The organism is Fibrobacter sp., assembly GCA_024398965.1.
In the GTDB taxonomy this organism is placed as follows: Bacteria; Fibrobacterota; Fibrobacteria; order Fibrobacterales; family Fibrobacteraceae; genus Fibrobacter.
This window is the reverse complement of sequence record JAKSIF010000033.1, coordinates 1-26533: the sequence shown is the minus strand read 5'-3', so window position 1 is coordinate 26533 and position 26533 is coordinate 1. Positions and strand designations below refer to the sequence as shown.

37 protein-coding genes, 1 tRNA gene and 1 other RNA gene are annotated in these 26533 nt (G+C 46.6%); 17 read left to right on the top strand and 22 right to left on the bottom strand.

Translation table 11 applies throughout. The annotated features are described in order from the left end of the window. A partial coding sequence (locus MJZ26_11545) for a hypothetical protein (protein ID MCQ2106411.1) occupies nucleotides 1–757 on the top strand: 757 nt, incomplete at its 5' end. Between the two features lie 27 nt (nucleotides 758–784). Here MJZ26_11545 and MJZ26_11540 read toward each other — a convergent pair. From MJZ26_11540 to MJZ26_11435, 22 genes are all read right to left on the bottom strand, one after another. Beyond that, on the bottom strand, nucleotides 785–2503 hold the full coding sequence (locus MJZ26_11540) for a hypothetical protein (GenBank protein ID MCQ2106410.1): 1719 nt from the start codon (nucleotides 2501–2503) through the stop codon (nucleotides 785–787). Between the two features lie 6 nt (nucleotides 2504–2509). Beyond that, nucleotides 2510–3406, bottom strand: coding sequence for a hypothetical protein (locus MJZ26_11535; GenBank protein MCQ2106409.1), 897 nt, complete (start codon nucleotides 3404–3406; stop codon nucleotides 2510–2512). An 80-nt stretch (nucleotides 3407–3486) separates the two neighbouring features. Next, nucleotides 3487–4572, bottom strand: coding sequence for a hypothetical protein (locus tag MJZ26_11530; GenBank protein ID MCQ2106408.1), 1086 nt, complete (start codon nucleotides 4570–4572; stop codon nucleotides 3487–3489). Between the two features lie 15 nt (nucleotides 4573–4587). Further along, nucleotides 4588–4911: a hypothetical protein gene (locus tag MJZ26_11525; GenBank protein MCQ2106407.1), complete on the bottom strand. Its 324-nt coding sequence runs from the start codon at nucleotides 4909–4911 to the stop codon at nucleotides 4588–4590. Continuing rightward, on the bottom strand, nucleotides 4911–6629 hold the full coding sequence (locus MJZ26_11520; GenBank protein MCQ2106406.1) for a hypothetical protein: 1719 nt from the start codon (nucleotides 6627–6629) through the stop codon (nucleotides 4911–4913). Before MJZ26_11520 ends, MJZ26_11525 begins: the two co-directional genes overlap by 1 nt. Continuing rightward, complete coding sequence (locus MJZ26_11515; protein ID MCQ2106405.1) at nucleotides 6626–7318, bottom strand: hypothetical protein; 693 nt, start codon at nucleotides 7316–7318, stop codon at nucleotides 6626–6628. Before MJZ26_11515 ends, MJZ26_11520 begins: the two co-directional genes overlap by 4 nt. Before the next feature lie 74 nt (nucleotides 7319–7392). Further along, a complete protein-coding gene (locus MJZ26_11510; GenBank protein MCQ2106404.1) occupies nucleotides 7393–8676 on the bottom strand; it encodes a hypothetical protein in 1284 nt (427 codons plus the stop codon). A gap of 6 nt (nucleotides 8677–8682) precedes the next feature. Then, entirely contained in the window at nucleotides 8683–9618 is a 936-nt protein-coding gene (locus MJZ26_11505) for a hypothetical protein (GenBank protein MCQ2106403.1), read from the bottom strand. 166 nt (nucleotides 9619–9784) lie between these two features. After that, the gene (locus MJZ26_11500) at nucleotides 9785–10042 is read right to left on the bottom strand and encodes a hypothetical protein (GenBank protein ID MCQ2106402.1); all 258 of its coding nucleotides are present in this window, start codon (nucleotides 10040–10042) and stop codon (nucleotides 9785–9787) included. Further along, on the bottom strand, nucleotides 10035–11981 hold the full coding sequence (locus MJZ26_11495) for a hypothetical protein (protein ID MCQ2106401.1): 1947 nt from the start codon (nucleotides 11979–11981) through the stop codon (nucleotides 10035–10037). Before MJZ26_11495 ends, MJZ26_11500 begins: the two co-directional genes overlap by 8 nt. After that, nucleotides 11974–12579 (bottom strand): hypothetical protein, encoded by a 606-nt coding sequence (locus tag MJZ26_11490; protein MCQ2106400.1) that lies wholly within the window; start codon nucleotides 12577–12579, stop codon nucleotides 11974–11976. The genes MJZ26_11495 and MJZ26_11490 overlap by 8 nt, the downstream gene beginning before the upstream one ends. 21 nt (nucleotides 12580–12600) lie before the next feature. Beyond that, nucleotides 12601–13932, bottom strand: coding sequence for a phage terminase large subunit (locus MJZ26_11485; protein MCQ2106399.1), 1332 nt, complete (start codon nucleotides 13930–13932; stop codon nucleotides 12601–12603). Further along, complete coding sequence (locus MJZ26_11480) at nucleotides 13932–14381, bottom strand: hypothetical protein (protein ID MCQ2106398.1); 450 nt, start codon at nucleotides 14379–14381, stop codon at nucleotides 13932–13934. Before MJZ26_11480 ends, MJZ26_11485 begins: the two co-directional genes overlap by 1 nt. Before the next feature lie 90 nt (nucleotides 14382–14471). Continuing rightward, a tRNA-OTHER gene (locus MJZ26_11475) sits at nucleotides 14472–14551 on the bottom strand. Between the two features lie 92 nt (nucleotides 14552–14643). Beyond that, nucleotides 14644–14886, bottom strand: a complete 243-nt coding sequence (locus tag MJZ26_11470; GenBank protein ID MCQ2106397.1) for a hypothetical protein — start codon at nucleotides 14884–14886, stop codon at nucleotides 14644–14646. A 115-nt stretch (nucleotides 14887–15001) separates the two neighbouring features. Next, nucleotides 15002–15448 carry an NlpC/P60 family protein gene (locus MJZ26_11465; GenBank protein ID MCQ2106396.1) on the bottom strand — a complete coding sequence of 149 codons (447 nt, stop codon included), beginning with the start codon at nucleotides 15446–15448 and terminating at the stop codon, nucleotides 15002–15004. Between the two features lie 4 nt (nucleotides 15449–15452). Further along, nucleotides 15453–16049 (bottom strand): hypothetical protein, encoded by a 597-nt coding sequence (locus tag MJZ26_11460; GenBank protein MCQ2106395.1) that lies wholly within the window; start codon nucleotides 16047–16049, stop codon nucleotides 15453–15455. After that, a complete protein-coding gene (locus tag MJZ26_11455) occupies nucleotides 16049–16216 on the bottom strand; it encodes a hypothetical protein (GenBank protein ID MCQ2106394.1) in 168 nt (55 codons plus the stop codon). Before MJZ26_11455 ends, MJZ26_11460 begins: the two co-directional genes overlap by 1 nt. 85 nt (nucleotides 16217–16301) lie before the next feature. Then, nucleotides 16302–17105: a hypothetical protein gene (locus tag MJZ26_11450; GenBank protein MCQ2106393.1), complete on the bottom strand. Its 804-nt coding sequence runs from the start codon at nucleotides 17103–17105 to the stop codon at nucleotides 16302–16304. After that, nucleotides 17029–17718 carry a hypothetical protein gene (locus MJZ26_11445; protein ID MCQ2106392.1) on the bottom strand — a complete coding sequence of 230 codons (690 nt, stop codon included), beginning with the start codon at nucleotides 17716–17718 and terminating at the stop codon, nucleotides 17029–17031. The genes MJZ26_11450 and MJZ26_11445 overlap by 77 nt, the downstream gene beginning before the upstream one ends. A 2-nt stretch (nucleotides 17719–17720) precedes the next feature. Beyond that, nucleotides 17721–17879, bottom strand: a complete 159-nt coding sequence (locus tag MJZ26_11440; protein MCQ2106391.1) for a hypothetical protein — start codon at nucleotides 17877–17879, stop codon at nucleotides 17721–17723. A gap of 439 nt (nucleotides 17880–18318) precedes the next feature. Next, entirely contained in the window at nucleotides 18319–18735 is a 417-nt protein-coding gene (locus MJZ26_11435) for a hypothetical protein (protein MCQ2106390.1), read from the bottom strand. 1281 nt (nucleotides 18736–20016) lie between these two features. Here MJZ26_11435 and MJZ26_11430 point away from each other — a divergent pair. The 16 genes from MJZ26_11430 to MJZ26_11355 all read left to right on the top strand — a co-directional run. After that, nucleotides 20017–20232 (top strand): hypothetical protein, encoded by a 216-nt coding sequence (locus MJZ26_11430; GenBank protein ID MCQ2106389.1) that lies wholly within the window; start codon nucleotides 20017–20019, stop codon nucleotides 20230–20232. A 56-nt stretch (nucleotides 20233–20288) separates the two neighbouring features. Then, a complete protein-coding gene (locus MJZ26_11425; protein MCQ2106388.1) occupies nucleotides 20289–20648 on the top strand; it encodes a hypothetical protein in 360 nt (119 codons plus the stop codon). Nucleotides 20649–20770: 122 nt separating this feature from the next. Further along, nucleotides 20771–21238 carry a hypothetical protein gene (locus tag MJZ26_11420; GenBank protein ID MCQ2106387.1) on the top strand — a complete coding sequence of 156 codons (468 nt, stop codon included), beginning with the start codon at nucleotides 20771–20773 and terminating at the stop codon, nucleotides 21236–21238. Nucleotides 21239–21346: 108 nt separating this feature from the next. Beyond that, entirely contained in the window at nucleotides 21347–21637 is a 291-nt protein-coding gene (locus MJZ26_11415; GenBank protein ID MCQ2106386.1) for a SpoVG family protein, read from the top strand. Nucleotide 21638: 1 nt separating this feature from the next. Beyond that, entirely contained in the window at nucleotides 21639–21797 is a 159-nt protein-coding gene (locus MJZ26_11410) for a hypothetical protein (protein ID MCQ2106385.1), read from the top strand. 29 nt (nucleotides 21798–21826) lie between these two features. Beyond that, nucleotides 21827–21898, top strand: an RNA gene (locus MJZ26_11405) — hammerhead ribozyme type II. Nucleotides 21899–21927: 29 nt separating this feature from the next. Further along, on the top strand, nucleotides 21928–22254 hold the full coding sequence (locus tag MJZ26_11400) for a hypothetical protein (protein ID MCQ2106384.1): 327 nt from the start codon (nucleotides 21928–21930) through the stop codon (nucleotides 22252–22254). After that, nucleotides 22247–22438, top strand: coding sequence for a hypothetical protein (locus MJZ26_11395; protein MCQ2106383.1), 192 nt, complete (start codon nucleotides 22247–22249; stop codon nucleotides 22436–22438). The genes MJZ26_11400 and MJZ26_11395 overlap by 8 nt, the downstream gene beginning before the upstream one ends. Continuing rightward, nucleotides 22435–22887, top strand: a complete 453-nt coding sequence (locus tag MJZ26_11390) for a hypothetical protein (GenBank protein ID MCQ2106382.1) — start codon at nucleotides 22435–22437, stop codon at nucleotides 22885–22887. The genes MJZ26_11395 and MJZ26_11390 overlap by 4 nt, the downstream gene beginning before the upstream one ends. Nucleotides 22888–23144: 257 nt before the next feature. Beyond that, the gene (locus tag MJZ26_11385) at nucleotides 23145–23588 is read left to right on the top strand and encodes a hypothetical protein (GenBank protein ID MCQ2106381.1); all 444 of its coding nucleotides are present in this window, start codon (nucleotides 23145–23147) and stop codon (nucleotides 23586–23588) included. Nucleotides 23589–23596: 8 nt separating this feature from the next. Next, nucleotides 23597–24370 carry a phage recombination protein Bet gene (gene bet, locus MJZ26_11380; GenBank protein MCQ2106380.1) on the top strand — a complete coding sequence of 258 codons (774 nt, stop codon included), beginning with the start codon at nucleotides 23597–23599 and terminating at the stop codon, nucleotides 24368–24370. Nucleotides 24371–24805: 435 nt separating this feature from the next. Continuing rightward, a complete protein-coding gene (locus MJZ26_11375) occupies nucleotides 24806–25285 on the top strand; it encodes a hypothetical protein (GenBank protein MCQ2106379.1) in 480 nt (159 codons plus the stop codon). Further along, nucleotides 25282–25446 carry a hypothetical protein gene (locus MJZ26_11370; GenBank protein ID MCQ2106378.1) on the top strand — a complete coding sequence of 55 codons (165 nt, stop codon included), beginning with the start codon at nucleotides 25282–25284 and terminating at the stop codon, nucleotides 25444–25446. The genes MJZ26_11375 and MJZ26_11370 overlap by 4 nt, the downstream gene beginning before the upstream one ends. 42 nt (nucleotides 25447–25488) lie before the next feature. Continuing rightward, complete coding sequence (locus MJZ26_11365) at nucleotides 25489–25773, top strand: hypothetical protein (GenBank protein MCQ2106377.1); 285 nt, start codon at nucleotides 25489–25491, stop codon at nucleotides 25771–25773. Continuing rightward, nucleotides 25770–26330: a hypothetical protein gene (locus MJZ26_11360; GenBank protein MCQ2106376.1), complete on the top strand. Its 561-nt coding sequence runs from the start codon at nucleotides 25770–25772 to the stop codon at nucleotides 26328–26330. The genes MJZ26_11365 and MJZ26_11360 overlap by 4 nt, the downstream gene beginning before the upstream one ends. Then, on the top strand, nucleotides 26327–26533 hold a 207-nt coding region (locus tag MJZ26_11355), incomplete at its 3' end, for a hypothetical protein (protein MCQ2106375.1). The genes MJZ26_11360 and MJZ26_11355, both read left to right, overlap by 4 nt.

Here is a 26533-nt window from a genome sequence, read left to right as displayed (position 1 = left end):
ATGCAACTACATTAACATCGGGTGTTGTATGAAGAAATTCTTTATGTTTATAGGCATTGCAGCTTCCATAGCATTTTGTTTCTGCTATGATTTTGAAGAAAATATTTACGATTGCATTGTTCAAAGAACAAAAAGTTATCCGACATATAGCGACGGCACTAGAAAAGAAGTTGGCCAAAACGCTTGCCTTCAAATTTTAAAGAACAAGGAATATGGAGACACTATAATTCAGGGAATACCAGTTTCCATAATGTATCCTGCCAAGCCGTGCAGGAAAATAATTTCAATAACGCCTAAGAAATCATATAGAGAGAAAATAAAAAAAACAAATGTTGATAGACTTTGCTGTATTGAAAAAACTGGGTATAGTTTTTATTCAGATAATAAATACAACCATCGTGAAAGAGTTGAATTTGAATTATGTACTAAAGGAAAAGGTTTTTCATATTATCAAACGAACCCTTGTTTAGAATTTGGTGTAGAAAATGAAGAAGTTATAGAATATGAAATTGTATATTCACCAAACATCACGTATGATTTTGATACCACAAAAAAACCTGTCTACACATTCAAGCAGAATGTAAACTCTTTTATGTATAATGACACTATAGAATTGTATCGTGATGACGGTACTTTGAAATACAAGGGGATCATAGTTGACAATGGCAACAATACACTTTCAACAAAAGGCGTTTGCTACGGAGCTGACGGAATTAAAGAAATTAGGCGAACAAACAACGCAGATTTCTGTAAATAGAAAAAGGCTCTGAATGAGCCTTTTTGTTTATTTTTTTTGTCCGCTAATAAGATTTCCATAAGCGTCTATCGGGTTTAGCCCCCTGTTTTCAAGTATAGGCAACGCTATGTTTATGAAGTCAACAAGGTATTGCTTTTTCTTGTCAACCTTGACTTCTGGAATTATTTTCTTTAGCTTTTCGGGGTCATTCAAGGCTTCTTCAATCTTCTGCTGAAGGACTCTTTCACGGACCGCATCAGCATTAGGAGTGTCAGGCAATACCGTGGTATCTACCGATTTAACATGATTTGCCCTCGTTACTCGTAGCTTGTCTGCTTCACTTTCTATGGCGTTCATCTTCTTGTCAAGCTCATTAATTTTCCCTTGAATAGCCTTTTGGTTTTCAGGTGTCCTGTGAGTTTGAGCAAGTCTATAACGCTCCATTGCGAGGCTTTCGCCCTGCTTGTTGAGTTCGGCTAACTTCGTGTCAATTTCTCCGATGGAAGATTTTGCAGAGTCTATAGTTTTCTTGGCGTTGCCAAAAGCACCTGTAGAAGATTTCATTTCCTTGTTTACAGCTCTTGTTACAGAGCCTTTCCCTATGCGATCTTCTGTAAAATGCTTTGTTACGGCAGCCTTGTTTTCTTCGGCAATCTGTTCGGCAGTCTTTTCAGAAGCTTTGTTCCTATCCAGTTTCTTTTCAATCCACTTGCCTAGCTTTGTCTTTTTGCCTACGGAATGACCCAAAAGAGTGTAAAGTGCATTTGTTCCAGCATTCACAACACCTTTTACGCCAACTCCATTTTCATTCTCGCCTTCTATATAATCTGAACCGGCGGAATAAATCCTTTTATCCCTTTTGTCATTTTCAAGTCCTTTTCTTGCTAGTTCTTTTCTTGCTTCATTAGCAGAGACTTCGGCACCAGCGTCTATGAATCCTTGTGCAGCCGCTCTTGTAACCCATGGAAGTTTAGTCACACCACCTAATAAAGCGCCAGCACCAGCAGAAACCAAATCGGCTCCAACGTCACTTATGCTTGCGTCATGGCCCAGAGAATGTGACTTGTTCACATTTGGAGCAACAAGGTCTATGGCAAAGTTTCTTACACCATTGCCGTTTTTGAATGCGTAGATGTCGTTGGAACGCCCTAGAACCTCACGAACATACCTGTCGTAGGCTTCTGGATTTACGAAGCCTAGAGAACGCATTCTTTTTTCTTTCAAAAGCCTTGAATCAAAATCATCTTCTTCATTTTCTAAAAGAAATTTTGTCAACGCTTCATTCTTATATCCATTTCCTTTATTGTAAGGTATTCCAGACAACTTGCTAAGAACACTAATTTCACTTGACGGGTAATATTGAGAATATGCAGATTCAGCGTCTTTAAGATTCAACGCTTCCAAAATATCATTACGAGCTTCATTAAGTTCGTTTTCCGTCATTCCTTCAGCGTTCAATGGCCTATAATCAAACTTATATTTCCCGGAAGAATCTTTGAACAAGGAAGATAACTCTATAGGTTCTTTTTCGTATAGCTTATTATGCAATGCGACTATTCCAGGTACAAGTTCTGGATTGTCACGCATTGCTTCGCCAATACGAGCTTCAAAATCCCTTGCTCCCTGAACATCTTCTATATATTGAGAAATTTTAGGATTTGAAAGGAAGTTGTTTAAAAATATGTTACTATCCATTTTGTTGAAATTTTTAACAACAAAAGAAGATAAATCTCTCAAAAGTTTTTCGCTCGGTTTTAGCTCGTTCATATAAACCTACTTTAAAAAACCATTGTCAAACAACCATTGTAGAGTGTAGCTATCTCCGCCACTTTCTATCGTTCCCGATTTAATAATGCTTTTCCCAAACTCATTTAACACGCCGTTGGTATAGGCTTCGGCAGGAAGTTTCTTGTTTTTGATAACACCTTCTCTTGCGCTAGATACACGCTTGTTGTAAGCTTCCCTCTCAACCCTTTTTTTCGCTTCCTTGGAAGTTTCCTTTATTCCTTGGTTCCTTAGAATCTGGGAATAATTAGTGCCGTACTTGTCATCTATAGACTTGACATCCGGCATATCGTTCTTCAACCTGTTCGCAATGGCAATCTCAAACTGCCCGGCCATATCGCTATTGTTCGCTAGAGCTTCCTCACGAAGACGAACAAGGTCTTCAATGCTTGCTGTCTTTATGAAATCAGTCAAGGCTTCCCTTGTCTTGAAATCGCCAAAAGAAATAGGCGTCTGATCAAGTCTAGGAACACCAGCTGGATTTTCCGATTCGGAACCATCTTTATCACCAGAGGGTTTTTTGGGGATTTCTACAAAATCATCTCCATAAAGATACTGCATTAAAGCCCTTGAAAAATCTCCGGCATCTTTCAAATAATCCAATTGAGACTGCGAAGGAAGATTTGTTGTTCCGAGTGAAGCATTGACAGAACTTATGCCGTTCTGCACGGAAGACAATATCTGTCCAAGAGCTGACATCCGTGCAGCGTCCTTTGATGCCGCCGCATTGATTCCAGCAAGTTCTCGCTGGAAATCCCTGTTATCAGAAGCGTCGGAAACAGCCCATTCCCTACCTTCTTTTCGCAGCCTGTCCTCTTCCATCTTGTCAAACACGCGCTGGATGCCGCTGGAAAGGGAATTAAAAGCAGCGTTCCTGTTCGCCATTTCCCTTTCATTCCTGTTCTGTATCGCCTGGCCAATGCCAAGTCCGTTGAATCGTCCGAATATTGCCATCTAAAACCTCGTTAACGACCAAACAATCCACCAAGTGCAGTTCCTAAAATAGGAGTTCCAAATAGAGTTCCGACACCGCTTCCTGCAATGCCTGCTCCAGCTCCTTTAAGCATTCTGCCTCCACCAGCACCGTAAATGCTAGCAAGAGAGCCTGTAGGGTCAAGAGCACTAAGTGCAGCCTGTGTTGCGGAAACGCTGCCCGGATCGCTTGCCTGAAGTTCAGCAAGTGCAGACAGGTAGTCGCCCTTGTTGCCGTAAAGGTCGGAGTTGTTTGCAATCATGTTGCCGTAAAGCGCGTTGTTTGCGTTAGTTCCAAATAGAGTTCCGACACCGCTTCCTGCAATGCCTGCTCCAGCTCCTTTAAGCATTCTGCCTCCACCAGCACCGTAAATGCTAGCAAGAGAGCCTGTAGGGTCAAGAGCACTAAGTGCAGCCTGTGTTGCGGAAACGCTGCCCGGATCGCTTGCCTGAAGTTCAGCAAGTGCAGACAGGTAGTCGCCCTTGTTGCCGTAAAGGTCGGAGTTGTTTGCAATCATGTTGCCGTAAAGCGCGTTGTTTGCGTTTATGCCCATATTCGCAACATTGGCAGCCGAGTTCGCGGCAGCCTGCTTTGCAGCCTCGTTTCCCTGCCAAGAACCAAGAGCAAAGTTGCGGTCAGCATTCATTGCGTCCATTGCGTTCCTGTACTGGTTCGTTGCAAGGACATTGTTCTTTGCAGCAAGCCGGTTGGCCGTGTCGCTGCTGAAAAGGTTGCCGCCAAGAGCCTGCGAGCTGTTGATTGCATCGTTTGCCGCATTGACGGAAAGCTGGAATGCTGGGTCATAGAAGTCGTCCAGCTTCCTGTTATACGAAAAGGAACCTGCCTCGTAAGGATTTACGGAGCCGAGAAACCTGTTGTTATTCGCCTGCTGCTGCGCAAGGACATTGTTGTTGAGCGCAAAAAGCTCGTCGGCATAGCTGGAGCCTTGACCGAGAGTGTCAAGGGCGTTCTGCACTCCTGCGTGAGTGCGCATGTTCGCCATGTTCTGCTGGTTATTTTGTGATGCAAAATCCAAAATACCCGGAATCAAAGAACCTACTGCTGCTGAAAAAGCCATAAATCAAACCTCTTTTTATTGATAGTTTACTATGCAGGTTGCGAAAATGCAGAAACTCTTTCCAAATAGTTCCTCGGGCACCTTTACGATTCCGCTGTTAGGCTCCACCACAATCACGCAGCTCCAGCCGCTAGGCATCGCTATAGTGACAGCACACCTAACGGGCAGAATCGGAATTTCAATGGTGTTCGGAGCGTTGTCTATGAAGCCTTCAAAATGGTAAAGGCTTCCACGCAGCACATAGCGGATACCGTTCTTTAGAACGCCTTCGTCATAGGAGCCGCACAGAGCTTCCGAAAGTTCACTTACATTCTGGACCGTCCTTGCAATCTTCTTCATCAGAAATGCCTCAACTGGGTGAATGATAGTTTGGCCCCGGTTACAACTACCTTGCAGCGGTCGGTTATCGTGATACGGAGCACGGCCATCGTAACCTTGCCGAGGTTGCGCCATACAGTCCTGTAGCCGTAATCGCCTGTAGTTCCTGCATAGCCCCTTACAGGACTTGAAAAAGTATTGCCACCGTCCTTTGACACCTCAAGAGTTACGGAAGGATTTCTAGCCCTAGTTTCGTCCGTCCTGTCGGTGGTTTCGCCGTTGTTCATCACAAGAAGAACGTCATTCAGGATGAATGGCGAGAAGTCGCTGGACACTATCGGAGATACTCGGCGCTTCACGATCACATTGCCCTTGTAATCGTCATATTTTGACGCATCGATTACGGCAAGCGCATTGTCGGAACCGGCAATGAAAATCCGTCCTTCCGTCCTTACGGCATAGCGCACCCACCATTCGTAATCAATACCGTCTTCCTTCCTCGTGCTTCTGTTGTGCCATTGCTTCGTGGAGAAATCGAAAACGAAAGACTTCCTTATTTTCGGAACCGACACGCAATAGAACAGGTGTCCGTATTCGGAGAACGAGAATGCGACGGAACCTACAAGGTTGACTGCCGAAAGCTCCCTTTCAATGGCGTTCGTTGAAATCCTAACCGGAACTCCTTCCGTGGCGGTCCATACGGAACAGTCTCCACGGCTTCCGTTGCCTACGAAAGCAATGCTTTCGCCCACATCGGCGATTGTTGCTGACAGCTTGCAGCCAAGCTCCCTGACATTCCTATTTGAAGAAGTGAACGCCATGTAGGAATTTCCAAGAGCGTCCGTATTCGTTGACTGGGTGTAAACCTGGATTGAGCGTTCGCCAAGGACATACAGAAGGTCTCCGCAAGCCATTATTCCTGTGGTCTTGTCTGCGGAGTATTCGGAAGTATTCCAGTGCGGAACGGAATACCTGTCAAGCCAAAGATACGCAGTACCACTTCTGCTTTCCTCATCCCAAAGGGAAACTTCCTCGGTGTCAACTTCGTACCTGCTTTCAGTCTTGTACACCACATTGCCGTTGCCGTCAAGTTTGTAAACGCTCCTTGAATACTTCGTGCCGCCAAGGATGTACGGCTCGGTGTAGTACCAGGTGTCGGATTCGGGGTCGTTGATTATTATTGAACCTTTCAACGAACAGATGTTAGTCGGAGAAATGTACTCTTCGGAGAACGATGTGGCCTGTTCAGCGGTCTTATAGACCCTTCTCGGAGTCCTGAACTTCAAAGGAAGTGAAACGCCTTGAGAGGTCGCCTTTTCAGGTTCAAGAGGATATGCGTAAACGAATTCGCTTCCGTCAACCCATACGACATGGGAATTAACACCCCCTGTTTCACTAAATCGGATTTCTTCGGAATAGTCGTATGGATAGGAAAAAACCGTCTCCTTGGAACAGGATTCCCTGTACTTGTCATACCTTAGCCTTAAGACATCGTTTCCAAAAGCGGCAAAGATGCTTCCGTCGCTTGCCACGAACATTCCGCGGCACTTGCCGCCAAGTCCTTCAAGGACGGTCCTTTCGCCTTCCCTTGAACGCAATGCCGTAGTGTAGTAGCTTCCGCCGGAAGTTTCCTCCACATTCTCCGCATACATGTTCAACGAAAATGCGGTTCCTGCAATCTTTGAATCCGCCTCGTAGCTTCCGCCTACGATGTTCTGTAAAATCCTTGCCTGCTTCATCGATAGCCCCTTACAACCTTCTGGAACGGAGATACATAGACCTGCTGATATGTCTTGCCTACCTTGTGCTTTCCTGCGTTCATCTTCTTTATGCTTGAAAGGATTGAAGCGGCATCGTTCCAGATGTCGGCAACATCTTCGGGCGGCATCTTGTTGCGCTTGGCGACCTTCCAAGCCACGCCATAAATAAGCAGGTCCTCGTAAATTTCAGGAGCCTTGAGTTCGTCATTGTAGTCCAGTTTCGGCAACACCCTGTTGTAGATGACACGCAAAGGAATGTCGCATCCTTCGGCATCAATCTCTATCACGCCACGCATTTCTTCATCGTGCGTGAATGCGTATGCGGTTGGATTTGCGGACTTGTCCTTGCAGCCCCAGATGTTCTCGTAGGAAACCTTGTCAACTTCAACCCACGCTTCGCCATCCCTGTAGTAAACCTTGTTTACGATGCACGGCACTTCTCCGTCAATATCCTCGGAGCCTTTGAAAATCAACGCTCTGCCATTGCGAGCGGTTCCGTCGGCAGTTACAATGGAGAACGGGAAGTAGTTCTCTTCGTTCCACTTGCGCACCATTTCATTAAGGAATCTGAGTCCTTCCTTGCAGTCTTCGGGATTGAGCTGTTCGCCCTGCTGCAGAACGCCTGTGTATTCATACGCCTCTCTAACTATAGTGATTGCAGTCTTCATAATATGAACCTCAATAAAAAGCGCAAGGCACCTTAAAGCACCTTGCGCCACCATCACCCCATCACGGAATTTCGTTACTTCTTCACGTAGATTGTACGGCATGCACGTTCGTCAACGATGTCGCCAAAGTACGGGCTGTCAATACGGGTTACGTTCTCGTATGTCTTGAGCTCGCCACCAGTGCAGATGTGCAAGGTGAGTTCGTCAACGGAAGTTGTGCGGTTTTCTACACCGGATAGCTTCGTCAATTCAAACGGGAGCCAGTTGAATGCGGAGGCTTCACGGATGAGACCGATATGGTATTCGGTTTCTGCGGTAAGTTCGCAGGTAACGCCTGCATCTACAGGAATTACGCCCTTGTTGCCGACAAGAGTGCCGCCACGAGCAACTGTGCTTGTGGAATATGCTGTCGGCTTGTAATGGTCGTCGCCATTCAAGTAAACAGGGATAATCTTGACGGTTACTGTGCCGCTGTCGGAAACGGTTGCATCTTCCTGCACGATGAATGTCTTCTTGTAGACCACAGGTGCGCCAGCCATGGTAACATCGTAAACGCCTTCAATCTTGAGCGGAGTGCCCTTGTAGATCTTTGCGCTTGCGGTAACGCCCTTGAGCTGGATTTCGTCATCACCGCTGTTCACGGCCTTTGCAACCTTTGCGCTGCCGAGAGCTGCGCCCATGGTGAATACAGGCATGAACGGTTCGTTGATGTATTCAAAGCCAGCTGCGCTGCCGATAGCGGCATTGCCGTACATGTCACGCTGTGTTTCGGTAGGAGCGTCAAAGCCGTTCTGCTTGCCGAGTGCGTTGTATGCAAGTTCGCCCTGAAGCATCGGAGAAAGGAAGCCGGAGAAAGTACCGCCAGCCTTGATTGTCTGGAGAATGCTCTGAGCCTTGAAAAGAGGCTGCATGTTTACGCCGCCGTTTTCAATCACGGCACCGCCAGCCTTGAACCAGTTGCGTTCCACAAGGTCCTTTTCAATGATGTTGGACATGAATTCGCCACGAGGTTCGATAAATTCCTTGTCAACCCCACCTTCGCCCAACTGGAAGAGTTCTTCAAATGCGTTGTAGCCGAGAATGTCGGAAGCGACATTTGCGGTGAATTCCTTTTCGTAGAAAGAGGAATCTGTGGAACGGCCAGTGAGGTCAAGTGCACCGTTGCCGTCAAACTTCTTGACCTGTGCGCCACCGCCAGCGTTCACATAGAGCTTAATCTTGCCCTGTGTGCGAGCGGTCTTTGTGAGCTGGTCACGACCGATGGAAGTGGAACGCTTGATGAACGGAATGCCAAGGATAATCTTGGCTGCAAGGCGGTCGCAAAGTTCCTGCTTTGCGTCTGTAAGATTGTTTGCCATATTCCCTTAAAAACCTTTTTTCTTGTATTGCAGCATGAATCGGTTGACTCTTGACTGTGCGCTCATGTCTCCAAAGGACATTGAGCCGTTGTTGCCGTTGCCAAACCGACCCGTTGTCGGCAACTTCGCTTGCTGTGGCTGAGCGTTCGGCTGCTGGTTAGGCTGTTGCGTACCCTTGCCAGCGTTCAAATGCTTAGCCTTCAGTTCACGGATTTGCCGTTCGTAATCCATCAGGACGATTTCCTGCCTTGTCGGGGACATTTGCAGCAATGCGAAGAATCGTTCCGGCTGCTTGTACATCAAGCCGAGAAAATCGGCTCTAAAGTCTGTAGAAAGCTCGTTACGGATTGCTTCCGCATTGGGGTGGTTCAGTAGCACCGACAGGTCGGAATGTTCGTCTTCAATGGCGTTCAGGATGTCGTTTGCAGCGTTACCGAACAACTGCTTCAGTTCGCTCTTGACTTCGTATTCCTTGCGATAGGCTTCCTGTTCGCTTTCCCACTTTGCGGAATGCTCCTTTTCAAACCTTTCGGCAAATTTCTTGTACAGGTTTTCCTGTATGTAGTCTGCAAAGTCTTCGTCCGAACCAAAGTCCTGCCTAGTCTTGGGAGCCTCTGCGTTCTGCTTACGGCTCATTTCCTCCTTGAACTTGCGAAGTTCTTCAAGCTCCTTTCGCATGGAATCCATTTCCCTGCTGGTGCGCTTGCGGTAGGCGGCAAAGGCGTAGTCCGCCTTCTGTTCCTTGGTAGCTGTCTTGACATCGGTTTTCGGTAATGCGCTTCCGTTGCCTTCGGGCTGTTGCGGTTCCTTGTCGGCTGGATTTTCGTTTACCGGATTGGCAGGCGAGTCTGCCTTTACTTCGCTGGTTTCGTCAGGCTCCTGGGCTGCAACTGATTCCCTTTGGCTTGCGATTTCTTTCACTTTTTCATCAAGTGTCGGCATAAATTTCCTTACACATCGTGCTTCGGGGCACGTTCCCTTGCTTCTAGTTTACCGAGCAAGTTTTTTCCGACCGAGAAAAGCGCAAAAAAATCCACGGGCAGACATTCCGTCCTACCCGTGGAATAACCGATTAGCACACCTCAAGCAATCGGTTTAGGCTGTTACGCTACTGCATTTCATCAAGGCCGTTCATTCGCACTACGGCTTCGGCTTCTTCAAAAGAAAGAGCCTTGATTGCGGCAGTCGCCAATGATTCCCAGTCCATAACCCCGTCCTGGCCTAGCGAAAGAAGGTAATCTCTAGGATCGCCACCATCGTTACCGCCCATAGCCGCTTCCTGAGCCATTGCAGCTCCAGCACCGTTAATTGCACGCTGATTGCCTACTGCGCCAAGCAACCTTGCGAGTCCACTCATCTTAGCCATTATTCATTCTCTCCATAGGAACATTGTTTGTCTGTGTTAGAATCTGTTGCGCCTGTGCGTTGGCTCGTTCGTTCGCCTTTATTGACGCATCAAGCAACATCTTGTCAAGTTCGTGCTGGCTCTTGCGAGCATCGTCCTCAGCCTTTGCGCTCTGTTCTGCAGCAAAGTCGCCCTGCTTCTCGGCAAGTTCAATCTGCTTCATAACCAGGTCGTGAGCAAAGTTCTTGTCGTTAAGGGCAAGGTCCGTCTGCGTCCTAAGCTGCTGCTGAGTAAGCTGGTCGTTGAGAGCCTTGTTCTGTTCCTGCGCCTCCTGCAACTGCTGCTGCAACATCGCAAGCTGTTCCTGCTGGGCGTTGAATTCCTGCCAGGAAGGTTGACCGCCACGAAGTTCCGCAGGAAGCATGTTGTAAAGCATTTCGGATAGCTGCTGACCACCCTCAATATCCAACTTTGAGACAAGCTGCTGAGAAATCAAAGGCTTGAACTCGTCAGGCACGATTTGAGAGATAGCAAGCAACTTTTCGCGGTCTTCTTCCATCTTGGTAAGCGATACGCACCCTTCCTCCACAACGATGTCAAAGGAACCTTTAGGAAGGTTTATGCCATACATTGCAATGCAGAGCTGGGCAAGGGTGTAGCCAGCAATGCGTATGGTTTCCTTTGCGTGGTCAAGGTAGTTGCTTACATTGCTCTGGCTGCTCTTTGTGCGGAGCAAGACTTCCGTTGCCGTCTTCTGGTCTGTAAGGTTCTGTTCAACAATCCCGTTTGCAGAAATGCCAGTGGCAAGGCTCATCTGCTGAACCGCTGAATTTATGACGGCTTGCAAGTCTTCCGTATGGCATTGCGGAACGATGAACTGAGGCGGCTTGATTTCACGCCCAACCTCGTCAATGTCGTCATTGTATTCCAGCAATGTCTTGTTGCCGTAATGGATGTTGTTGAAATCGTCCTCGTGGCCTTCAATGGTTCGGGAACCTGCGACAAAGAAGCATTTAGGACTCATCGCAATTCGTTCAATGAGCTGGCTCTGTGCATAGTTGATTGTCTTCTGCTGAGCCTTTACCTTGCGGACAATGCCTGCAAAGCTCTTCTTGTCGTCAACCCAGATACGATCCCCAGTGAATGCGAATACAGGAAGGTAGTCAAGGCCTTCAAAAACGCCATAATCTACAATGTGGTCGCCACAGAGTCGGAAGTATTCAACATCGTGGCCGTCCTTGCGGTAGTATGTAACAACGGCAACGCAGTTCTTCGGCACTTCCCAAGACGAGCCGAAATCGGAAAGCGCAGCCTGTTCAGGCTTTCCATTGCGAACAATGTCTTCGCCAAATTCACGCTTGGCCTTGTCATAGTTCATCATGTCAACTACGGCAATCCTGTCGGACTGCTCAAGAGCAACACCCTTTGCGTTCACATCAAGGATTACTGTTGTCGCATCTTCAATGTAGAGATAGCGAATCTTCTGTTCGCCCATAACCTCTTCAATGGTGGCATAAGTAAAGCCTAGACCAGTGTCAACCTCGTCCTTGAAACCGCTTGTGTTGCTTACATTGGTATCGTAATCGCTCTGTATTGCCGTAAGATAGGAGTTAAGGTTTTCGGCTTCCTGCATTACCATAGGGTCATTGACTCTTGGAATGCACTTGAACTTGAACGGCCTTGCAGCGAACGGGTTCACTACGGAAGCTGAATAGACACCGCAAATGTTGATGGAGAGCTGCGCTCGTCCTTCGCCTCTGTTGGTTTCGTCATTCTTGTCCCATTGTTCACCGCTTATGAACCTGCGTTCCTCACGGATTCTCTTGTAAAGGTCGCCGTATTCCTCGGAGGATTCCTTGGCGAACTTTCGGAACTCTTCAATGACTTCCTTTTCTTCGCCAGCCCATTCCTCTTCGCTGATTTCAGGAACCTCGTCAATCGTTTCTTCAAAATCAACCATTAGCCATCTTCCTTATGCTTCGTGCCTTCTTAATCAAGTCATCCATTACGGCAGCGTTCAGTTTCCGTTCAACAATCCTTGCAAGCCTGTCCACGTACTCAAAGATGTTGCCCACATACTTCCTGTAGCGTTCCTTGTCTCCGTCAATCTCTGACTTCTGGGCCTGCTCCACAATCTTGCGGACATTCAGCTTTGCCGTGGCCCTAGCAAGAATGCGCCTCTTGTTTCGCAGGTTGAACGGTTCAATCTTCACTTCCTCGTTAATGGGGGTAAAGTCTTCCGAATCGTTCTTGAGCTTCCTCAGAGTGCTGCGGAACGAATTGAGTGCAGCCGTGTACAGGTAATTCACAGGCGACTTGCACTTTACAGGGTCAAACTTCATTACGGCTCCGAAAACCTTCACATACGCCTGCGAAAGCATTTCAAGTTTCCAGTCGTCCGTGTACGCAATGAACTCGTCAGAAAAGATTACCTTCTGCGTTATGTTGTGTACAAGTTCTCCAAGTTCCCTGCTGGAGCAGTCATTTTTTTGCTGTGCCTCCAGCATAAGTTCCGAGAGCCTTTCGGGGCAAATCGTCGGCAAATTTTCCATTTTCATATAGTTTACCTTGCTAAATCATTAAAACGCGAACTTGTGCGTTGACTTCTTCATTCTCAGTTTCTTCATCATGTTCAGCATTGCAGGGCTGTCAAGAACCTGCTTCTTGTTGTAATCGTTCCTTATGGCTGCGTGATAGAATGTCAATGCAAAAGCATCGCTGGTATCAGGAGAGCGTTCTATGGTCTTCTTAATCATTTCCTTCGGGATTAGACGGAACTTGCCGCCATCGTCAAGCATATAGCGTTGTGCGGAAAGGTCGGCATAAAGTTCCTCGTCTTCAAAGGTTCCCCCTTCCTTGAGCCAGTCCTTTGCCGTGAAATACATCTCGGCACGAACATTGTAATATTCCTTGCGCTTCGGTAGTCCTGCAAAGCTGACTTCGTACACCGTGTAGCCAAGAGACTTGAGCATGTCAATGGCTCCCGATCCATATGCGGCATCAACGCATACGCTGTCTATCTTTATGTTCCAATTCTGTTCTGCAATGTCCTTTAGCTTGCGAACCATTGCGACAAGCTGGCCCGTGTCAGTCTCCCTAGCTCGCAGAACCTTAACCACTCTACGGCCGATTCGCAGGACCGCAACAGAGTAATCTCGTCCGTAACGGGCGCAGTCAAGGCCTATGACAGCAAGCTCGTCTCGCATAACATCGTCGGCAATTCTGGACTTGACATTCTTCAACAGCTCGTGTGTGAAAAGGGTGTCTTCAAGGTCTGTATCAAGGAATTCTCCAAGCACCTGCTGACGGAAAAGGTTCGTTCCGAGTCCGTAACGCTTTATGAGGTCTTTCTTGTACTGCTTGGAAGTGAATGCGTTGTCAAGGCTCGTAGCCCTGATTACCTTGTCCTGGTTCTGTTCGCAAAGTTCTCGGAACCACACGGAAGCAGGTTCGCTTGAAGGGGAAGATGTAAAACGATAAAGAGGAACATCCACATTCTCGCCGCGCAAGCGGTCGCAAACGAAGTCATAGACATTGCGTTTAAGGTAGGCAGCCTCGTCAAAAACGGCTGCGTTGAAGTCGGTATAGCCAAGAATGCCCTTCGGATTCTCGCCTGTGGCTCCGTAAATCCAGCCGTTGCCAATATGGAGTTTCTTGCCAGTCTTGTCGCAGGTAATGCCGATCTGGGCACATACTATCTCAATTTCACGGAAAAGCACTTCCATTAGTGCAGAATAGTTCTGTGCAACCGCAAGTATTCTGTAGCCTTTTCTAGCGGTATAGACACACCAATGAGCCAGCGCACGGCTTTTCCCTGCGCCTACGCCCGTCTGTAGGATTACGAGCGGCTCGTCCTTTCTTCGTAGGAATTCAACTTGGAAAGGAGATAGTTCAACATTCCTTTCCTGCATCATTCATCGTCAATAGGCTCTGGCTTCTTTTCTACGATATTGATAGTGATTTCGCCATTGACATTCGTTTCAAGCGAGTTTTCAAAGGCTACCTTGACATTCTGCTCCCTAGTGCTTTCAAACGTCATACCTAGCTGCTTCATTATGGCGAAGTATGTCGGATAGTCGCCACCTTTAATGGCATTGGCAAGCATAGGAGTCATGTCAATGAGCATTGCTGAGATGTTCTCGGCACCGACACCACGGCTTTCCCAGAAGGCTAGAACACCTTCAGGTATCTTGTCCTTTGGAATGATTTCTTCCGAATATGGTCGTATTGCGGCAAATATGGATTTCTTGGCTCGTTCCTTCTCGGCCTTTTTCTTGGCGGCTATGACAGCACTTTCCTTGTTGAAACGGGTGCCCTTGTTAATCTCATTGATGTTTGGATTTCCGCCTTTACGAGCCATAAAAAGACGCCAGCTATGTTTGCCGACTTGCTGGCTGTCGGAAGAAAACAATCCTTGCGTTACAGCAAGAACTTCGGTATCTATGGGTAATGGAATCGGCAGGACTCGAACCTGCGCTGTTTGAGGCTTATGCCACTCCTCAGAGGCTCTACCAACTGAGCTACGATTCCGTTTGCCTGATTTTCAGGAACACATTCAGGCGATGCGCCAGCCTTTCTCTGGAGCACACGAGGCTGGGGCGTGCGCGTATGCAAAAGAAACTCTACTTCTTCTTTTTGTTTGGAGTCTTTTCAGCGTTTGCGTCAAGATAGTTCTTGCAAGCACCGTAAAGAATGCCGTTGCCAATGCCATGAACAAATTCAGGAACCGTAAGGTCGTTGAGACAACTTACCAATTCCCTAACCTTTTCGGCGACAGCTTCCTGCTTGTTCTTTGTGCCGTTCAAAATCTTTTCCTTTTCGATTTCGTTAGCGTCAATTGTGATTTCAACTTTCTTTCTTGCCATATTGTTTCCTTTTTGTTTGAGTGAAAAATTTACCCAACCATCTTTCGCGCGGACATGGGGGGGGTAGCCCATCCATGCGTCAAAGGTTTCCACCGCGACTTCGGCTTCTTGGTCGTTAAACGGGGTCAAGCATAGCCACGACATCATCACGGCTACTGATAGGACGGAGCCTTACAAATCCTGTGGAGTTCCTTTCGTTGGTGCAGCTCTTGCCACCGCCACCGCATTCAATCATCTGCCAGCCGTTCACGCAGATTGCGACATGGGTAATGTTGTTCTCGTCCTTTCCGAAGAACACGAGCGTTCCAGTGTTGTATTCAGGCAGGACCTGCGCCCACTTGTCCTTGAACATCGTATAAAGACCTTGTGCTGAATAGTCGGCATAATTCGGAATGAAGCCGAACGCCGCAAGGCATTCGTTCACGAAGCCAGAGCAATCAAAGCCAAAATGACCTTCTCCGCCAAGATTAGTAAGGCCGCAGCCGTTGCCGCCCCAAATATAAGGCTTAGCAATAAATCTACAACCGTATTCAACCATTGCAATTGCTTTCTTAGCGTCCATCTAGTCATACTCCCTTTTTGCGTTTCCTGTTTGCCATGTTCTTTCTAGCTTGTCTATTTCTTTCAGTAGCTGAAAGCCTCCTGATAGTAGACGTGAAATCTTTCGCTGCTCCGAGTTCACCTCTTTGCACTGCGTCACGCACTGACTGGATTTGTTCATCTGATACCTGTGCCCTAATCTTTCGCCTGTTGTAGTTTCGGGGATCGTTGCGCATTCGGTTGAAGAAGCGAATCATCGTGTTCGTCCTGTTGCGCTCGGTCAAGTTCTCGTTCCGCAAGGCAACGCCATAGTTCCAGCCGTACATAATCGTTCCTGTAGGGTTCTTCGCCCATTCGGTAACTTGCGCAGGAGAAAGACCTTCTGGAACGGCAATCGTTGCGCATTTGCAGTTAGGGTGCGAAATGAATGCGACATCAGCGGTGTTCAGGAACCTTCCGTTCATCCTGTTGCAAGCCGGGCAGCATTCAGGGTGAGCGATGAAAAGGTATTTTCCGCTTGACTGGAAGCGTCCACGATACCTGTCAACGGCAGGAGCGGAAGCCGAAACGGCTCTCTTGGCGAGAGCTACCGACTTCAACGCATTGCCGACAGGAATCTTCATTACAGGTCACCCCAGCCCTTGCTTACGGCAGTTTTTTCCGCAGGATTTGCGTTCGCCAGTGTTTCCTTGATTTCAAGGAGCAATTCAATTTCCTTTGACTGAGTGTCAAGAATCTGCTTGAAAAGCTCGTAAAACTTGTTTTCTGCTGCTTCTTTGATTTTTGGCATGGCTATAGTTTACCTAAATGCGCAATAAAAAGAAAGGGTTTTCAGCCCTTTCCCGTTCATTTTGAATGTGAGTGAATTTCTGTGCTTATTCTTGACTTTCGGGGCTTTCGCTTGAAAAGTCCTTGTTCATCAACGCCTCTTCAAACTTGTCAATGTGCAGAACGTTCGTATCGTCAAGATTGAGAATGCTTTTAAGCCATTCCCTTTTTGAAGTCTCCGTAGGAAACACAAGCGTGAGTATTCCTTTCGGTTCAGCCTTCCAGTCCCCTATTTCCTCGTTCATCTGCTTTATGGCTTCGCGCGACTCGTGCTTCTTCTCCTTCATCGTGGCGATCTGTTCAGGGGTTGCGACAGCCTCGCGCATTTCGTGAGTCTCGCTTTGCTCCGCAAGCATTTCTTCAACCACATCTGGGAACTGGACGCTTGCAACCTCTTCTGAAAATCCGAAGTCAGCCTCAACATCAAGGCCAAACTGCTTTGAAAGAGTCTCAAGAGCCGTAAAGTCAAATTCGCCCATTGCATCGCTGTTGTTCAGGACAACATTCAGCTTGACTTCGTCCTTCAACGGCATTTCAACCATAGTAACCTCAATCTCGTATGAAGAATCAGGCTTTTCGGGGTCAAAACGCATAAGCTGGTCAAGGACACCTAGCCTCTGGTGTCCTCCTACGATATGGCCTGAGGTCTTGTTCCAAATTAGGGTACCTACAAGCCCGTTATCCTTCAAGGATTTCTTCAGTCGTTGAGCGTTTGCAGGAGAAATGTATCTAGGATTGTAGTCGTCAAGGACAACCTGCGTTCTCTGGATTTTCCTAGACTCTCCCCTTTGGAAGCCCTTTTTCTCCAAAGATTTCCTTGACGATTTCGGGGCAGTTTGCGAATCTGACATAATCAATCTCCACATTCGGGTCCTGCGCAACGGCTGCCTGATAGTCAGCCTCGCTTATTGCGTGCCTCAGCAGCAATGCGTTCTTTCCCCTATGGGTTAAAAGGTCGTGCTTGAATCCGAGAGAATATTCAACATTTAGTGGAACCTTGTTTGCGGTAACGTAGCCACGGATTGACTTTGCAGTAAACGAGCGCAATGGATAAGCCCACTTGCGCACATAGTCAATGCCGTCATCGAAGCGTTTGAGCATTCCCCTTCGCTGTAGACTTTCGTCCATACGGTACGCAAATAGAGCCAAGTCACAACGGTTGGCTTCCATTATCTCGGTTACGGCAGGAGCCTGTTTCTTCTTTATAAGCTCAGGCCAAATGCTTACATCAACTTTTATGCCGTACATTCTCTCAATCTGCGAGAGATACCTGCTCTGATAGGGCAGCATCTTCGGGTACATAGACCAATGGAAGAAATAGTGCCTTTTCAAGTCAGTAAGCTGGTTCATGATGTGAAGCATACATGCAGTATCCTTCCCCAGCGAAACGGCAAAGGCGAGGCGACCGCCAAAATTTGCGATAGCCTTCGCCTCGTTGAACAGCTTTCCGTTCAGGTTAGCCATTTCTAGCGACGACCACCTAGACGGGCTTGCAGGTTACGATATGCGGCCTGCGCACCGACTTCGTCTCGTTCAATGGAACGCTGCATACGGGAAGTGTCTACACTGTCGTATTCGGAATCGGAAGTGTTCAAACCACGTGCTCTTTCAAGCGGCATTGCCATAATCTACCTCATTGTTTGTTGTTGGCTGTTACATAGTTTACCGAGCAAAAGAAATAAGCAAGGGAAAACCCCTTGCCTATTCGCCTACAGATACCTGTAGAGTTCGTCCACATCGTGCTCGCTGAAGGTGAACCCCATAGCCTTGAACGAAGGAACTTCCCTGAAAGCGCATAATCTACGACTTCTACAAGGACAAGTCCGATGCGGAGGAGGCGTGGGAGGAGTTCCTGCGAATAGAGTCGGAAGAACGAGGGAAGAACCAAGGTAATACCGCGGTATAACATCGGTATTACTATGGTAATGCAACGGAACAACATCGGTAATACCGAAAGAATACCACGGCATAGCCACGGAACTACGGGAACGATACCAAAAAGAAACCGCAGTAGCCGTTCGGAACTACTGCGGAAATTCTCTGGAATAGACTTGGCTGAAAAGGCTATGCTTGACGTTCTTTTGGATCTTCTGGGCGTTGAAGGTCTGCAAGGAGTCCTGCAAGACCTAGGTAGGCGAACCTCTTCGAGACGAGCGAAATCTCTTCGGGCGAAAGGTTCTGGAGAATCGTTTCAATGTCCATGTTCTGGCTCTGATGTGGAGCTATTTTTGCGGCTAGTTCAGGACCGAAGCACTCTTCAAGGGTCATGCCGTTGTCAAGAAGTCCGTAAATGATTTCAAACGAAGGCAGCTTGCAAGTTCCGTTTATGACATTTTTCAATGCGGAAGCCGACAATCCAACTTGAAGGGAAACACGGGTAGGATTGCTTCCGGTCCTGCCTATGTACGAGTTCAGGCCTTTTACGAATGTTTCACGTAAACGTAGCCTAAGTTCTTCTTTTTTCGTCAATTCTTCAGCCATAAAAAGGAATATAACAAAATTTAACCCATAAGGGAAAAATTTTATAAAAAATCATGTGTGTAAACAGCTCGCCTCGCTCGCTCTGGTCAAAAAAAAAGAAGAAAGTTTCAAAAAATGGAAAAAATCCTGAAAAGAAAAATTTTTTTGAAAATTTTGCCGTTATTAAGAGAAGAGTAGAGAAATTTACACATTATCCTTTATAAGGAGAGAGTGTTAGATGTTATCTGTTAATTGTTAGTTGTTAGATGGGTATTACCGACGCATTACCGAGGTTATACCACGGTATAAAATAACATTTTTGTAATATATAACTTACAATAACATTACATTTTGACACTTTGTGTAAATAGTGCTCAAAATACACCTATTCTATTTTCAATTTTAAGACTATTTTAAGCCGTTTTTGCGTTTGTGTAGTAAGTTGCACGATATAGCCGTAAAAAGTGGCTAGAAAGTGCGTAAAAATCAAAAACAAAGCACTTTTAGAACTCCAAAAGCAACATTTAACCACCATAAAGCAATATTTAGCCAAATGTTAGCAAAATTTTACTATAAAATGCGTTAAATTTAACCGCTATGTAGTAAAATTTTACTATATTGCTATACAACTATAGCGCAGGCGGCTATAAGTGCTTTTTGATAATAAAGCGGTAAAGCGATAAATCTACGGCATATAGCCGTAAAGTTGCAGTAATGCGCTAAGTGCGCATTATGGACGGTCTAGCAAGTCATGGCTAGATGGTGGCGCAAATCAATGCGCCAAAATGCACGCAAGCAAAGCGAGCGGAAACAAACGCACACGGCAAGGACTCCAGCGAAAGCGGCTTAAAGCGATACTAAGCGGCACTTGTCGGCAGATGCTAGATAAGTCACGCAAGCGACCTTAAACGGCACGGCAACGCTCAAAAATCCAAATTACCGCCAAGAAAAGCAACGGCAACGAGATAATGACCGCCACGAAATCAAATGTTTAAGTTGTGGCGAAAAATTGACGAAATGCCGGATTTTTGACACTTACGGATGATGACGAGACAAGGCGCACGGCAGGCGAAACTAAGCATTTTGAATGTTCCCTGCTCGGCAGGCTCAATGGCAACGAGCTAAGTAACCACGCCTAATATCACGGTGAAAGATGTTGGAGCCTTATCCCGTCAAGGTTTATTCTTATGGTTTAGGTTTTGCGCTCGCTTCGGTGAGCGCTTTTTGGTGCCTGAGAGCAATTCCCAGACATTGAAAAGCGTTTACAAAACAACGCATCAAACCTAAAACAAAGGATTCCCTATGAAAAATCAAGCACAGAAACTCGTGAACATCTTCGGCAGACTCTTCTGCGATCCCCGTCAGAAAAAGCTCTTCCTTGAAGCTCGTGAGCGTGAACTAGGACTGCATCAATGCAGCCAGTTTGAAGCGCACGAATACTTGAACGAAAAACGCTCCCTTACTCTGGAGCAGCAGGAAATGGCGCACGAAATCGTAGAACTTGCCGCAAACGCATAGGTTCCCTACGGCTAATTTTTGTATATTGTGCAAAAACCCTTAACAAAGGATTTCTCATGTTAAAAAAAGAAGTTACAACCCAAGCTGTTTACGACAAGTTTGTTCCCGTAATGGTTGCAGATGGCTTTAGCGAAAAAGCAGCAAAAGCAATTATAGAGGAATTGCTTTACACGCAACCCTTACAATGGTTCTTCTGCGATAACATTGTTTATTTATCAAAAAAAGACGATGAAGAAATTGCAGACGAAGATGAACTTGAACAAAATTACAAATCATGTCTTGACAGTATAAACGATGTTTTCACCGAATTCACAAGCGAAGAGTTAGCAGATTCTTTTCTTAAAGAATTCGGAGATGACGAAAAAGCGGAAAAGTTAATCAGTTGTCCCAATGTCGTAAAAGCGATTATAGAATAATAAAAAAACAATCCCGACTTTAGAAACCACGCTGAAAAGGCGTGGTTTTCTTTTTGCTTCTTTGCGGAGGAGCAGAAAGAGAATCACTCCGATTCCCACAAACCATAACAAAGGATGACCCTATGGCAAGACTGAAAATGAGTGAATACTTTCACGATACGGTTACATGCTTCAACAACCCAGAAATGCTTGCTTCAAAACTCAAGCGTTTCGAGAACGAATGGCAGGAGCACTTCGGCTTTATTGCCTTGGATGGTTCCCTGCATCCGCTCGGTGTTGAAGTCGTCTCCGTAGGTGTTGAAGTCGTCTCCGTAGGTGTTGAAGACCACACGCCAGCATGCCCGAGAGTTATGTTCAAGAAGCTCTTTTCTTCAAAACATTACGCCTCGGCAACGGCTGTTGCGATTTTCCACAACCACCCGTCAGGAAGCAGGACACCAAGCGAAGACGACATCGCCCTTACAAGGCAGTTTTCTTACGCTTGCAAGTTCATGCAAGTGCATCTGGTTGACCACTTGATAGTATCAAAGAATGGCTTCTATTCCCTAAAAAGAATGAGGCCACAGCTCTTCGTTGAAGAAAACCAATAGACGAATCCCACGCATTTGCGTGGTGTTCGTTGGAAGTCGGTAGTTCGGCTCCCAACGAGCATCACTCACGATGTTCAAAAAAAAACAAACCTCAACAAAGGAATAAATATGGAAAATACACTCCAAGTAACAAAAGTTATCGTGTACCCTTTAAAGGAATTGGACTCAAAAATCAAAGGCATGGCAACAGTTGAAATCAACGAAGCCCTTTGCCTTCGTGAACTCAAAATCAAGGACGGCGTGAACGGCTTGTTTGTAGCCTACCCAGTAGACCCTTTCTATCAAGGAGAAGATTACAGGAGCATCTACATGCCGATGACTCGCCAGTTCAGAGAGCATCTGGAAAACGCAGTCCTTGAAGAATATCAAAAAGCAATCAACTCCCAAAAGGAAGGTTAACATGAACGCAGCAAAGGAAAAGGAATTCGATGCAGCAGAGGAAAAGGAATTTGCCCGATCGGTAATGAGCGAAAAAATCAAAGAAATGATTAAAGAAACTCAAGACCCAAGCAAAAAAAAATTCCTTTATGAAAAGCTAGGCAAGCTTGTTGCAGCCTAAACTCCGAAACAGCCTGTAAAAAGGCTGTATTCCGAAACAGCCCCTAAAAAGGCTGTCGCAGCGGCGGTGGCTCCCCGTTGCCCGATGATGGAAAGCCAACAACTAAACCCATAAACAAAGGACTAAACCTATGGAAATGACACTCACGATTGAAATCCCCGACGAAAAGGCTACTGTTAAAACAGCCCTTTATTATGTTGCAAGTTGCTGTACTGGTTTTGACAGCATAAGTTTTGAACAAACTATCCTTAATCTAAAGCAAGGAAAAAAGGTTCTTTACAAGAATTGCGAGAACGGACAGTTGTACGAACTTGACTCCCTTAAAGATGTGTTTGACATGTTCTTAAAAAAAGGCGAGCAACATATTTTCAGAATGCTGTTCGGATATAGTTATAGATCAAACGAACACATAATCAAGGAAGTTTCCTTCCCTAAAATGGAGGAATCCGATGTCTAAGGAAGAAATGCAATATACACGCAAGAAGCTATTGCGGACTTGCGCCTCGTATCTGTTCCTTATGATTGAGGAATATCCCGAAGGCCCGAAGGAAAGCGAGTTGCGGCAGCTTGAACAAGCAATGTCGGAGCTTGCCGGAAGGCTTTCTTTCATGTACTCCCTTGAAAAAAAGGAGGAAAAGTGAAAGACTGTGCAATAATTTCAATCCGTTCCCAGTTTGTAAAGGAAATTTTCGCCAAAGAGAAGACGGTGGAGCTGCGAAAGTGGTTCCCAGTCAAGTTCGCTGGCAAGTGTTACATATACGAGTGCGGAACAGGCTCACGACACGCAGTTGTCGGAACCTTTGAAACACGCCATATTTTGAACACGAACAAATTCTCAAAGCACGAGTTCATAGTGTTCGCCCACGATGCCGATGTGACAACAACAAAGGCTGACTACGAGAAGGCTCTGGAGCTTCGCCCCTACATTCTGATACCGATTATTGCGCCTGTAGAATGGCAAAAGCCGATGAAGCTTGACGAGTTTGTGAAATACTACAAGCCCGAAAGTTTCAGCGGAAAGCCGCCTCGCTCAAGCGAAATAATCAAGATGCCGGAAGACATCTGTGACCCCGAGGATTCTCAATCATAGAACCATAGGAACCGCCCACGGAAGTGAGCGGTTTCTCTTTGGTGCCTTGTGACAAAACGCAAGACATTGAAGAGAAACCACTGACTAGATAGGAGAATAAACACAAATGGAAAATAAAAGGACACCACCCGTTTTCGTGTCCGCCAAGACAAAGGAGAGCCTGTTCCGTTTGCAAGGAATGCTTACACGGAATGCGGTTCGCCCGACACTTGGCGACATAATAGGAACCCTTGTAGAGAAGGAGGTCTTAAGAATGAATGGCTAAGAGCAAGAAATACTTTTTCTTTCGCTTCAATCCAGAAAACTTTCTTGATTGCTTCACAATGACGGACGAAGAAGCAGGCTCCCGTTTCAAGGAGATGCTGATACGTCTAATCAAGAACGAGGCTCCCGAAGGAACGATTGAGCACGAAATGATTCAGGAGGTCGCAAAATATCGTGAAGCCCAAAGGAAGCGAGTTTTGAACCGATGGAACACTGAAAATCAACAGCCTCCACCTTCGCCCCCACCCTATCAGAACAGTCCGAAGATGCCGAAGAAGGTTCCCGATCTCGCAGATGTGTACGAATACGCTGACGCAGTCGGAATATTCCCACCGATAGCAAAGGAATGGTTTGAATGGCAGGAGCAGCAAGGCTGGAACAACATCAAGACCCAGTGGCAGACGTGCCTGCGCAAGTTTGCCGAAAAGAAACAATGAGGTGCAACATGCCCAACGAAGTAACCGTGCAGACCGAAGCGAACAAGGTCACGCAGAAGCTTCTCTACGAATACCTGTCCACGCTCACTACCTCCCTTACGGAAGGCGAGCGCGTGCAGTTTCTGGCTATCGCTCAGGCCTTCAATCTCAACCCGTTCAAGCGCGAAATCTATGCCGTCAAATACGGCAACAGTTTCAACGTGATTACTGGTTACGAGGTTTACATAAAGAGAGCAGAATCGTTCCCACAATATGACGGATACGAAACGGAATTTGGAATTGACGCTGCAAAGCAGGTTTTCTGCACTTGCAGAGTATTCCGCAAGGATCGCTCCCACGCTTGCACGAGCACGGTCTATATGGCAGAATACAACACAGGCAAATCCCTTTGGCTTTCAAAGCCGAAGGTGATGCTCGAAAAGGTTGCCATTGCGACAGCGTTCAGGCGAGCTTTCCCAAGCGAATTCAACGGAATGCCTTATACCTCCGACGAAATGCCGGAACCGACCGCAACTCTTGACCCGAAGAACGAAATCCCGCAGGCGGAAAAACCTGCAAAGCGTTCCTTCTCAGAAGTCATTGCGGACGAACGCTCCCGAGTTGGCGAGGAAGCCTTCAACAAGCTTCTCTTTGACTTCGGCTGCACAAAGCTCTCCGAAATCACGAAGGAATTGCAGGAAGGATTCTACCGACAAATCGCAGCTCTTCCGACACAAGTTTCTCCCCAAAAGGAAGAAAGCGTTGAAGATGTGAAAATCTTCAATGACGAGCCTATGAACTAACGATTAGGCTTTTAAAAAAAAACAAACAATGTTAAATAATTCTTTTTAGTCTATCCGCCTGTCATCAAGGTTAGGCGGAAGGCTTCGTTCATTACAAGAGCTTGGCTCCGCTTCCCCACGGAAGCATTCACGGATGGAAGGTTTCTCGCTTCACAACTTCACGAATCGTGCATTCCCTGTGCGTTCGTACTAAATTACACACCACTTTACACAACAACCCGAAGCGACAAGGCTCCGATGCCTTGCATCCGATATTCCGCGAGTGCGGAAGAACCTGCTCGGTACAGAGCGAATAAACCCAAAAGCGATAAATACTCCCTCTGCCCAATAAGCAGAGCCGGTTCATAGCTCCGGTGTTTTTATACACTTAATTTTCCTTTCAGGCTAGGAGAAATCCTAGCCTGATTGGTTCATAAAAACAGCGATGTCCACCCCATGAATAAATCTACTCTTGCCGCAGAATGCAACGAAGTCGTAAAGTTCGGCAACTCAAATCCAGAAATGCTTGACACGGCAAACGCCCTCGTGGCTTTCGCCACTGGCCAGGAACTGACTATCAATCCCGATCGTCTGTTTGACTTCTACGAATTCGCCAAAAGGCTGAAAAAGCAAATTGAATGCTCCCTTTCCTTCGTTGAAGGCTATGTGACAGCCAAGAACGACTCTGGCGAGGAAGTAAATCACTTCTCATTTGCAAAAGGCGCACAGTCCGTCAAAATAGTTGACGAAGCCGAACTCATCCGCAGGCTGAAGGAAGACTTCGGCCAGACTGACGAATTCATTCAGTCAAGTTCAAAGATTGACCCAAAACTCTTGCTTGAAAACCTGCGCGATTACACGAAGGAAGGCCTTTGCAACGCCTTCCCCGGATGCGTTGAACTTGCAACCGCAAAAGGAAGGTTCTTGGCCAAATGACGAACAAAACAACCGAACCGCAATACATTCAGGTCAGGCGTGATGACTGGAACCAGATGTACAGAGACCTTACGAGGTTGATGTCCGAAAAGGCCCAGCTACAGCGAGACCTGCACAACATCAAAATCCTTGCAGAAGAATGCCTGCAAAAAGTTAAATAGACAACAAGCCTTCGCAAGAAGGCTTTTCTTATGGGAATAAATATGGTAGACATAGAACTTGAAGCATCGTCTATCGTAAGGGTAGGCGAAGCCAGAAAAGACCTTCTCCAGCACCTGAAACTTTTCAGGGAGCTAAAGGAAGGAAAGGCTGGCGTTATTGAATCTAGGGAAGTTGCCTATATCACACAGGCGAACGCCTGTATTTCAACTCTGTTCAAGAACAGCGAAACTATGGAAGACTTCATGAACGCAATGGTTGACGGAGTTATGCTCCCGTTCATCCTGCTTATGGAAGACCATGTTACAATGGAGAGAATTTCAAAATGAAAGAAGAAATCATAAAAAGAATTATCGAGCATCACGCTCATGCTTGCGAGAAGCACCCAGTGTTTTGCAAAGGTTTCGCCAACGAAAGAATGTCTGCGGAGAACCTTGAACAGACGCTTTTCTTTGCTCGGAAATTAAGTCCAACGGCTGCGAATATCCTTAACGAGGAATACCTTGAAATCTTTGAAGCCTATGTCAAGGGTGACAAGGAACACGCAATAGACGAATGCTACGATGCAATAGCAGTGCTTGTTAGGATGGTGGAATTTATTGAGGGAGAAATTAACAAGGACAAAGCCGACAAGGTTATGGATGCAATGGAAGCTCGCATCAAGGAACTAGAGTCGCAGTTGCCCAAGTGGATTAGCGTTAAGGATAGGTTGCCGTGCGAAGATGGCGAGTATCAAGTTGTTTACAAACACAAGAACGGAGCAATGGTGGCTAGCTTTGACGAATGGGACAATGATTGCCAAGACTGGATGAATGCAACTGATAGAGCATCGGTTGTCGCCTGGGCCGAATTGTTGCCCACACCAACAACAGAGGATTTAAAATGAAATACAAACTGACGGACGAAACAAAAGAAGTATATGGAAGAACTTTGCACCGGATTGTGTGCGTGACGGCATTCGCTTCCGTGAGTGCTGGCAAACTCGGTGGCTGGGTTGAAAGCGAAAAGAATCTGTCGCGAGTTGGCAATGCTTGGGTCTATGGCGATGCTGAGGTCTATGGCAATGCTGAGGTCTGTGGCGATGCTGAG

Bases quoted from the DNA above. Each gene is read 5' to 3' on its own strand.
- MJZ26_11540 (MCQ2106410.1), bottom strand. From the start codon at position 2,503: ATGAACGAGCTAAAACCGAGCGAAAAACTTTTGAGAGATTTATCTTCT.
- MJZ26_11535 (MCQ2106409.1), bottom strand. From the start codon at position 3,406: ATGGCGAACAGGAACGCTGCTTTTAATTCCCTTTCCAGCGGCATCCAG.
- MJZ26_11530 (MCQ2106408.1), bottom strand. From the start codon at position 4,572: ATGGCTTTTTCAGCAGCAGTAGGTTCTTTGATTCCGGGTATTTTGGAT.
- MJZ26_11525 (MCQ2106407.1), bottom strand. From the start codon at position 4,911: ATGAAGAAGATTGCAAGGACGGTCCAGAATGTAAGTGAACTTTCGGAA.
- MJZ26_11520 (MCQ2106406.1), bottom strand. From the start codon at position 6,629: ATGAAGCAGGCAAGGATTTTACAGAACATCGTAGGCGGAAGCTACGAG.
- MJZ26_11515 (MCQ2106405.1), bottom strand. From the start codon at position 7,318: ATGAAGACTGCAATCACTATAGTTAGAGAGGCGTATGAATACACAGGC.
- MJZ26_11510 (MCQ2106404.1), bottom strand. From the start codon at position 8,676: ATGGCAAACAATCTTACAGACGCAAAGCAGGAACTTTGCGACCGCCTT.
- MJZ26_11505 (MCQ2106403.1), bottom strand. From the start codon at position 9,618: ATGCCGACACTTGATGAAAAAGTGAAAGAAATCGCAAGCCAAAGGGAA.
- MJZ26_11500 (MCQ2106402.1), bottom strand. From the start codon at position 10,042: ATGGCTAAGATGAGTGGACTCGCAAGGTTGCTTGGCGCAGTAGGCAAT.
- MJZ26_11495 (MCQ2106401.1), bottom strand. From the start codon at position 11,981: ATGGTTGATTTTGAAGAAACGATTGACGAGGTTCCTGAAATCAGCGAA.
- MJZ26_11490 (MCQ2106400.1), bottom strand. From the start codon at position 12,579: ATGAAAATGGAAAATTTGCCGACGATTTGCCCCGAAAGGCTCTCGGAA.
- MJZ26_11485 (MCQ2106399.1), bottom strand. From the start codon at position 13,932: ATGCAGGAAAGGAATGTTGAACTATCTCCTTTCCAAGTTGAATTCCTA.
- MJZ26_11480 (MCQ2106398.1), bottom strand. From the start codon at position 14,381: ATGGCTCGTAAAGGCGGAAATCCAAACATCAATGAGATTAACAAGGGC.
- MJZ26_11470 (MCQ2106397.1), bottom strand. From the start codon at position 14,886: ATGGCAAGAAAGAAAGTTGAAATCACAATTGACGCTAACGAAATCGAA.
- MJZ26_11465 (MCQ2106396.1), bottom strand. From the start codon at position 15,448: ATGGACGCTAAGAAAGCAATTGCAATGGTTGAATACGGTTGTAGATTT.
- MJZ26_11460 (MCQ2106395.1), bottom strand. From the start codon at position 16,049: ATGAAGATTCCTGTCGGCAATGCGTTGAAGTCGGTAGCTCTCGCCAAG.
- MJZ26_11455 (MCQ2106394.1), bottom strand. From the start codon at position 16,216: ATGCCAAAAATCAAAGAAGCAGCAGAAAACAAGTTTTACGAGCTTTTC.
- MJZ26_11450 (MCQ2106393.1), bottom strand. From the start codon at position 17,105: ATGTCAGATTCGCAAACTGCCCCGAAATCGTCAAGGAAATCTTTGGAG.
- MJZ26_11445 (MCQ2106392.1), bottom strand. From the start codon at position 17,718: ATGGCTAACCTGAACGGAAAGCTGTTCAACGAGGCGAAGGCTATCGCA.
- MJZ26_11440 (MCQ2106391.1), bottom strand. From the start codon at position 17,879: ATGGCAATGCCGCTTGAAAGAGCACGTGGTTTGAACACTTCCGATTCC.
- MJZ26_11435 (MCQ2106390.1), bottom strand. From the start codon at position 18,735: ATGGCTGAAGAATTGACGAAAAAAGAAGAACTTAGGCTACGTTTACGT.
- MJZ26_11430 (MCQ2106389.1), top strand. From the start codon at position 20,017: ATGAAAAATCAAGCACAGAAACTCGTGAACATCTTCGGCAGACTCTTC.
- MJZ26_11425 (MCQ2106388.1), top strand. From the start codon at position 20,289: ATGTTAAAAAAAGAAGTTACAACCCAAGCTGTTTACGACAAGTTTGTT.
- MJZ26_11420 (MCQ2106387.1), top strand. From the start codon at position 20,771: ATGGCAAGACTGAAAATGAGTGAATACTTTCACGATACGGTTACATGC.
- MJZ26_11415 (MCQ2106386.1), top strand. From the start codon at position 21,347: ATGGAAAATACACTCCAAGTAACAAAAGTTATCGTGTACCCTTTAAAG.
- MJZ26_11410 (MCQ2106385.1), top strand. From the start codon at position 21,639: ATGAACGCAGCAAAGGAAAAGGAATTCGATGCAGCAGAGGAAAAGGAA.
- MJZ26_11400 (MCQ2106384.1), top strand. From the start codon at position 21,928: ATGGAAATGACACTCACGATTGAAATCCCCGACGAAAAGGCTACTGTT.
- MJZ26_11395 (MCQ2106383.1), top strand. From the start codon at position 22,247: ATGTCTAAGGAAGAAATGCAATATACACGCAAGAAGCTATTGCGGACT.
- MJZ26_11385 (MCQ2106381.1), top strand. From the start codon at position 23,145: ATGGCTAAGAGCAAGAAATACTTTTTCTTTCGCTTCAATCCAGAAAAC.
- bet (MCQ2106380.1), top strand. From the start codon at position 23,597: ATGCCCAACGAAGTAACCGTGCAGACCGAAGCGAACAAGGTCACGCAG.
- MJZ26_11375 (MCQ2106379.1), top strand. From the start codon at position 24,806: ATGAATAAATCTACTCTTGCCGCAGAATGCAACGAAGTCGTAAAGTTC.
- MJZ26_11370 (MCQ2106378.1), top strand. From the start codon at position 25,282: ATGACGAACAAAACAACCGAACCGCAATACATTCAGGTCAGGCGTGAT.
- MJZ26_11365 (MCQ2106377.1), top strand. From the start codon at position 25,489: ATGGTAGACATAGAACTTGAAGCATCGTCTATCGTAAGGGTAGGCGAA.
- MJZ26_11360 (MCQ2106376.1), top strand. From the start codon at position 25,770: ATGAAAGAAGAAATCATAAAAAGAATTATCGAGCATCACGCTCATGCT.